The sequence below is a fragment of the Ligilactobacillus apodemi DSM 16634 = JCM 16172 genome (assembly GCF_001434405.1).
Classification (GTDB): Bacteria; Bacillota; Bacilli; order Lactobacillales; family Lactobacillaceae; genus Ligilactobacillus; species Ligilactobacillus apodemi.
This window is the reverse complement of the sequence record NZ_AZFT01000053.1, coordinates 452,348-458,451: the sequence shown is the minus strand read 5'-3', so window position 1 is coordinate 458,451 and position 6,104 is coordinate 452,348. Positions and strand designations below refer to the sequence as shown.

7 protein-coding genes are annotated in these 6,104 nt (G+C 39.1%); all 7 read right to left on the bottom strand.

The window, feature by feature from the left end; translation table 11 throughout:
• Positions 1 to 1,196 (bottom strand): DNA repair protein RecN (locus tag FC32_RS07510; RefSeq protein ID WP_235804345.1); only part of this gene is annotated, 1,196 nt, incomplete at its 3' end.
• Between the two features lie 54 nt (positions 1,197 to 1,250).
• Positions 1,251 to 1,709, bottom strand: coding sequence for an arginine repressor (locus FC32_RS07505; RefSeq protein WP_025087754.1), 459 nt, complete (start codon positions 1,707 to 1,709; stop codon positions 1,251 to 1,253).
• Positions 1,710 to 1,730: 21 nt separating this feature from the next.
• Positions 1,731 to 2,555, bottom strand: coding sequence for a TlyA family RNA methyltransferase (locus FC32_RS07500; protein WP_025087753.1), 825 nt, complete (start codon positions 2,553 to 2,555; stop codon positions 1,731 to 1,733).
• Positions 2,556 to 2,693: 138 nt separating this feature from the next.
• On the bottom strand, positions 2,694 to 3,587 hold the full coding sequence (locus FC32_RS07495) for a polyprenyl synthetase family protein (protein ID WP_056957437.1): 894 nt from the start codon (positions 3,585 to 3,587) through the stop codon (positions 2,694 to 2,696).
• Positions 3,588 to 3,640: 53 nt separating this feature from the next.
• Positions 3,641 to 3,868: an exodeoxyribonuclease VII small subunit gene (locus FC32_RS07490; protein ID WP_025087752.1), complete on the bottom strand. Its 228-nt coding sequence runs from the start codon at positions 3,866 to 3,868 to the stop codon at positions 3,641 to 3,643.
• Positions 3,868 to 5,208 carry an exodeoxyribonuclease VII large subunit gene (xseA, locus tag FC32_RS07485; protein ID WP_025087751.1) on the bottom strand — a complete coding sequence of 447 codons (1,341 nt, stop codon included), beginning with the start codon at positions 5,206 to 5,208 and terminating at the stop codon, positions 3,868 to 3,870. Before xseA ends, FC32_RS07490 begins: the two co-directional genes overlap by 1 nt.
• Positions 5,208 to 6,053 (bottom strand): bifunctional methylenetetrahydrofolate dehydrogenase/methenyltetrahydrofolate cyclohydrolase FolD, encoded by an 846-nt coding sequence (folD, locus tag FC32_RS07480; protein WP_025087750.1) that lies wholly within the window; start codon positions 6,051 to 6,053, stop codon positions 5,208 to 5,210. The genes xseA and folD overlap by 1 nt, the downstream gene beginning before the upstream one ends.
• Between the last annotated feature and the right edge of the window lie 51 nt (positions 6,054 to 6,104).

Sequence of the window (6,104 nt, the reverse complement as noted above, 5' to 3'; positions counted from 1 at the left end):
AAAAAACGTACCTCAAAGACCGCTTTGTCCATATAAAGCGCACTTAATTGTTCGTGGATCGCATTTTCTAAGCGCTTAGCTGTTTGATGGCGCAGAGTGCTGAGTGCCTCGGCTAAATCACGCGCTTTTTGTTCAGCTTCTTTGACCTTAGCAATTTGCTCATCTAAGTTTTCATCACTTTGTTGCATCACTTCAAGTTCAGCTTTGATCTTTTCGTAGTAATCAAGAATATTTTCGATCGAATCACCATATTTTCGTTTCAACTGGTGAATCGTTTCTAAACGTTCTTCAATCGAATTTAGTAAACCTTCGTCCCACTCGAGATCACTCAACTGACCTGAAACTTCATGGCTAGCATCTTGTAAATTATAGTAAGCATCAGAAACTTTAGCATAAATCGCACCTAAGTCCGAATTTAACTCCGAGATCTTTTCTAGCTCGTCCATAACATTCCCTAAGATACTCATGACATCAAGATTTTCACCATTTAACGCTTGGTAACTAAATTCAAGTGCTTGATGGATCGTTTGGTAATTATCAAGGCGTGTTTTTTGCTCACGTAACTCCTCTTCTTCACCAACTTTAAGCTCAGCATCACTGATCTCGTTTACTTGAAACTGCAACATATCTAAGCGCTGAGCCCATTCATGGGCATTTTTTTCTCTTTTTTCCAACGCCGTACGTAATTCACAATATTCACGGTATAAAATTTGATAATCAGCTAACTTCTGCGCGATCATTAGTTCATAGCCATCTACTAAATTCAAATGGCGCTCTGGATGCATTAATTCTTGATTTTCATTTTGCCCATGAATATCGATCAAAGTTTGTCCTACCTGACGTAAAGTACCTAGATTTACTAAGACCCCATTGATCCGACAAATATTTTTTCCACTCCGGTAAAGATCACGTTGTAAAATCAAGGTATCATCTTCACAATCGATACCAAATTCATGTAAAAGGTCATAAGTTTTTGCATGTGGTGGTAATATAAACTGTCCTTGCAAAATTGATTTACTAGCGCCTTTACGAATAAAGTCGACCGACCCTCGTGCCCCAGCTAACAGACCCAAAGCATCAATAATGATCGACTTACCAGCACCAGTCTCACCAGTTAAAACAGTCATATTTGCACTAAAATCAACTGTCAAATGATCAATAATCGCAAAATCACGAATCATTAACTCCTGTAACAAAATTTTTTCCCGCTGTTAAGTTACTAACAGTTTTTCCTTTCATCTAAAATCAAGCTACGTCTCGTCGACCAACGCCGTTAATTTAGTATTGATCGCGTTAGCATCTTCATTTGAACGAGCAAATAACAAAACTGTATCATCATCGCCTAAGCTCGCAAACACTTCTGGATAATTCATTTGTGAAATTAAACTTGAAAGTGCTGGCCCATTCCCTGGAAGGACTTTTATCATACACATATCACGGTGACAATCAGACATCAGATAAGCATCTTTTAACACCTTTATTAATTTCTTTTCCGTGTTATTTTGCTTGGTGGTTGGTAAACTATAGCGATAAGAACCATCTGGAGTTGGTAATTTTATCAACTGCATTTCTTTGACATCACGTGAAATCGTTGCTTGAGTAACTTCAACTCCATTAGCCGAAAGTAGCGCCACAAAATCTTCTTGACGATAGACAGTATTTTCTTGAATTATTTTCTTTATGATACGCTGACGATCTTGTTTTCTCACTAAAACATCCCCTTCTAACCACTAACTATTTTGATGAAGTAAAGTTTGGTGGGCTTTTTTGATTACGGCTTTAGGATCAATGTCTGGCATGATTTGCCCGCTCTCTTTTGTGGCGCGTAAATGAACTAGAAATTCGATATTACCTTCACCACCAGTGATCGGTGAAAAATCTAGGCCTAAAACATCGTAGCCATGTTCGGCTGCAAAACCAACAATATCTTCAACTACTTCTAAGTGAACTTTTTCATCACGTACGATCCCATGCTTACCAACTTTTTCCTTGCCAGCTTCAAATTGTGGTTTGATCAAGGCAACCACATCGCCACCTGGGGCAATAATGTCATGTAAATTTGGTAAGATCAAATGTAAGGAAATAAACGAAACGTCGATTGTAGCAAAATTTGGTTGACCTGAAGTAAAATCAGCTAATTTACTATAGCGAAAATTAGTGTTTTCCATTACCACAACACGTTCATCTTGGCGTAACTTCCAAGCTAATTGATTAGTCCCTACATCCAAGGCATAACTCAACTTAGCTCCCTTTTGCAAGGCTACATCGGTAAAACCACCGGTCGAAGAACCAATATCAAGTACCGTTTTATTTTTAGTACTTAATTTAAAAGATTTAAGAGCTTTTTCTAGCTTTAACCCACCACGACTGACATAAGGCATTTTTTTGCCCTTAAAGTGAAGTTTAACACTTGGATCGATCTTTTCACCTGGTTTATCTAACCGTTCTTCATTTTCACCTAAGATCTCTCCTGCCATGACAGCTCTTTTAGCTTGTTCACGCGTATCAAATAACCCTTGTTTGACTAATAATACATCGACACGTTCTTTTTTCATACTTACATCCTTAAATCATATTGTCAACTACCTCAATTATAATGAGGTTTGCGGATTTAGACCACAATTTGCAACTACTCATTTTTGATTTGATGAGATTGCCATTTTAGTCCGCAAGTTGCTCGACGGACTTGAAGCTTATTTTGCTTCAAAATAACCCAACAACTGCGCTAGTAAAGTCACATCAAAACCTGTTTTTGCCAGTTGTGCTAGATTTTTTCTTGCCTGCTCAAGCGTTTCATTTAAAGCTTCATATGCTTGGTCAAGCCCTAACAAACGAGGAAAAGTGTTTTTATTTTCAGCGAGATCTTTATGCACTTTTTTCCCCATTTTCTCAGTCGTCGAAACTACATCCAAAATATCGTCATAGATTTGGAAGGCTAACCCGAAGTTTTGTCCAAAAGAACGCAAATTTTCGCTTTGCTGTTCATCAGCATTAACTAGTAGGCCACCTGCAACACAAGCATATTCAAGCAACATCCCTGTTTTTTTACGGTGAACATCCATTAATTCAGTGAGAGTCAATGTTTTTTGTTCGCCCAAAATATCGCCAGTCTGTCCCGCGACCATCCCGTTAGCCCCGCTAGCTTGTGACAAGTTTTTGATTAGTTTGACTTGTAACTCAGGAGCTAAATTAGTCTCAGCTAACCAACCAATAGCTTCAGTCAAAAGCGCATCACCAGCTAAAACAGCGATGTCTTGACCAAACACTTTGTGATTAGTTGGCTTTCCACGACGAAGATCATCATTATCCATTTCAGGGAGATCATCATGGATCAACGAATACGTATGCATAAATTCCAAACTTCCCGCCACACTCAAGACATCATCGTCCAACACACGTCCTCTTGCTTGACAAATCAATAGGATCATCAAAGGACGGATTCGTTTACCGCCCGCCTCAATTGAATAACTCATTGCTTTTTGCAATTTAGGTGCACTGTTAAGTGTCGCCAAATGTTTTCCCATATGTGTCTCAAGTTGTGGTAAAACTTCTGCTTGAAAATCTGCTAACTGCGTTTTATCTTCCATCTTTGCCAATGAACCTTTAAATTTTAAAGTTCACTTTCTTCCCTTCTGTTCGATTATTCTTGGGGTTCTTCAAAAGCAATTTCTTGTCCTTCGTCATTTATGACTTGAGCCAAAGTTTTTTCAGCATTTTGAAGGGTTTCTTGCAATTTTTTACTCAAAGCGACCCCTTTTTGGAATTGCTCCATTGCTTCTTCTAAAGGAACATCACCTTGTTCAAGGCGAGCAACGATTCCTTCAAGCATTTGTAATTCCTGTTCAAAGCTTAAATTATTTTCTGCCATTATTTTTCATTCCCATCAATTTTTGTAACTTCAGCGGTGATTTTACCATCCGTTAAATGTAAATTTATTTCTTGTCCAACTTTAACATCACTAGTCGTTTTTATGATATGGTCATCAACTGTCACATACGAAAAGCCACGATTCATCACTCTCAAAGGACTTAACATATCCAACGAACTGGCCACCTTCACCAACCGTTTTTCTTTGATACCCAAATAATTTTTCATTGAATTCAACAATTCTTTTTGTAATTGGATCACTCGTTGTTCTGACAAAAGCACCTTTTCTTTAGGTGAATTACTTTGCAAACGTTCCTGCACTTCTGAAAAAGTTCGCATCTTTTGCAAAATATTTTCGCGATAAACTTGCTTTAGTTTCGTGCTGTAATTGTCTAATTTTTGTAAATATCCCTCATATAAGCGATTTGGTTGCACAAAAACATATGAATGTTGTAATTTATGCAATCGTTGTTCACGTAATTTCACCATTGCTTGGTAGCTTTGAATCAAGCGTAAGCGATCTTGTTTAATCCGCAAAATTTCATCAGCTAAAACGGGTGTAGCCAGTTCAGCAGCAGCAGTCGGCGTTGCTGCTCGAACATCTGCAACAAGATCGGCAATCGTGGTGTCTGTTTCGTGACCGACCGATGAAATGATCGGAATTTGACTCTCAAAGATCGCACGGGCTACCTTTTCTTCGTTAAACGGCCATAGATCCTCGATCGAACCTCCACCACGACCAATAATGATCGTATCAAAATCGCCCCGAGCATTGACCTCTTTTAAACGGCCAACTAAAGAATCTGCTGCTTGTTCACCTTGCACGACAGCAGGAAATAAGACGATCTGCGCAATCGGATAGCGTCTTCTAGTCGTAGTGATAATGTCACGGATCACAGCACCTGAGGGACTAGTGATCACTGCGATGCGCTTAGGAAAGTAAGGCAACGCTCTTTTCGGGGCGCCAAATAATCCTTCTTTGGCCAACTTCTCCTTTAATTGTTCATAAGCTTGATAAAGTGCTCCAACTCCATCTGGCTCCATTTTTTCGATCGTGATCTGGTAATTTCCACTAGGTTCATACAGATCAACACGACCAACAACTAAGACATTCATCCCGTCTTCTAACTCAAACTTTAGCCGATTGAAAGCAGACTGAAATATGACTGCATCAATCTTAGCACCATCATCTTTTAAACTAAAATATTGATGACGCGGGCGACGCCGATAGTTGGAAACTTCACCAGTTAAATAAACACGATTTAAGTAGGGATCTGCACTAAATTTGCGATGAAGATACTTGGTTAAGGCTGTAACCGTTAAGTATTGTTCTTTTTCCATTACTTACTCTTTTCCGCTAATTCTAAGGTTTGTTGCATTAGCATTGCGATCGTCATTGGTCCAACACCACCAGGAACAGGCGTCAGGTAAGCTGCTACACCAGTAACACTTGCTTGATCCACATCACCAACTAAATGGTTATCGGGCAAGCGATTGATGCCAACATCAATCACAGTTGCTCCTTTTTTGACATAACTTTGATCGACCATCTCCGCACGACCAGTTGCCACGACTAAAATATCAGCATTTTTAGCGATCTCAGGTAAATTTTTAGTCTTGCTATGTGCCACTGTAACTGTTGCATCAACATTGATCATCATTGCTGCCAACGGCCGACCAACTAAATTACTACGCCCAATGATCACTACATTTTTACCAGCAACTCCAATGTCATATTCAGCTAGTAAGACCATAATACCACGTGGGGTACATGGTAAAGCTTGTGGTTCATTCATGAATAGATGACCTAAATTCTTTGGATGCAAGCCATCAGCATCTTTTTTAGGTGAAATCGCATTGATCACTTCATTTTCATCCAAATGCTTTGGTAATGGCATCTGAACTAAAATTGCATGCACACTTGGATCATCATTTAGTGAGTCGATCAATTCTAAAAGTTCGCTTTGAGCGGTTTGCGCAGATAAATGGAGATCTTTAGTCTCAATTCCAATTTTTTCTGCTGCTCGTTTTTTATTGCGAACATATACTTGGCTTGCTGGATCATCACCGACTAAAATAACGGCTAAACAAGGCGTAATTCCCTGATTTTTTAACACTTCTGCTTTTTTTGCCAGTTCACTGCGGATCTTTGCCGCGGTTTGGCGCCCATCTATCATAACTGTCATTTAAATCACAACCCTTAGCTAGTTTTATAATTAGTATTTTAGCACACTTTA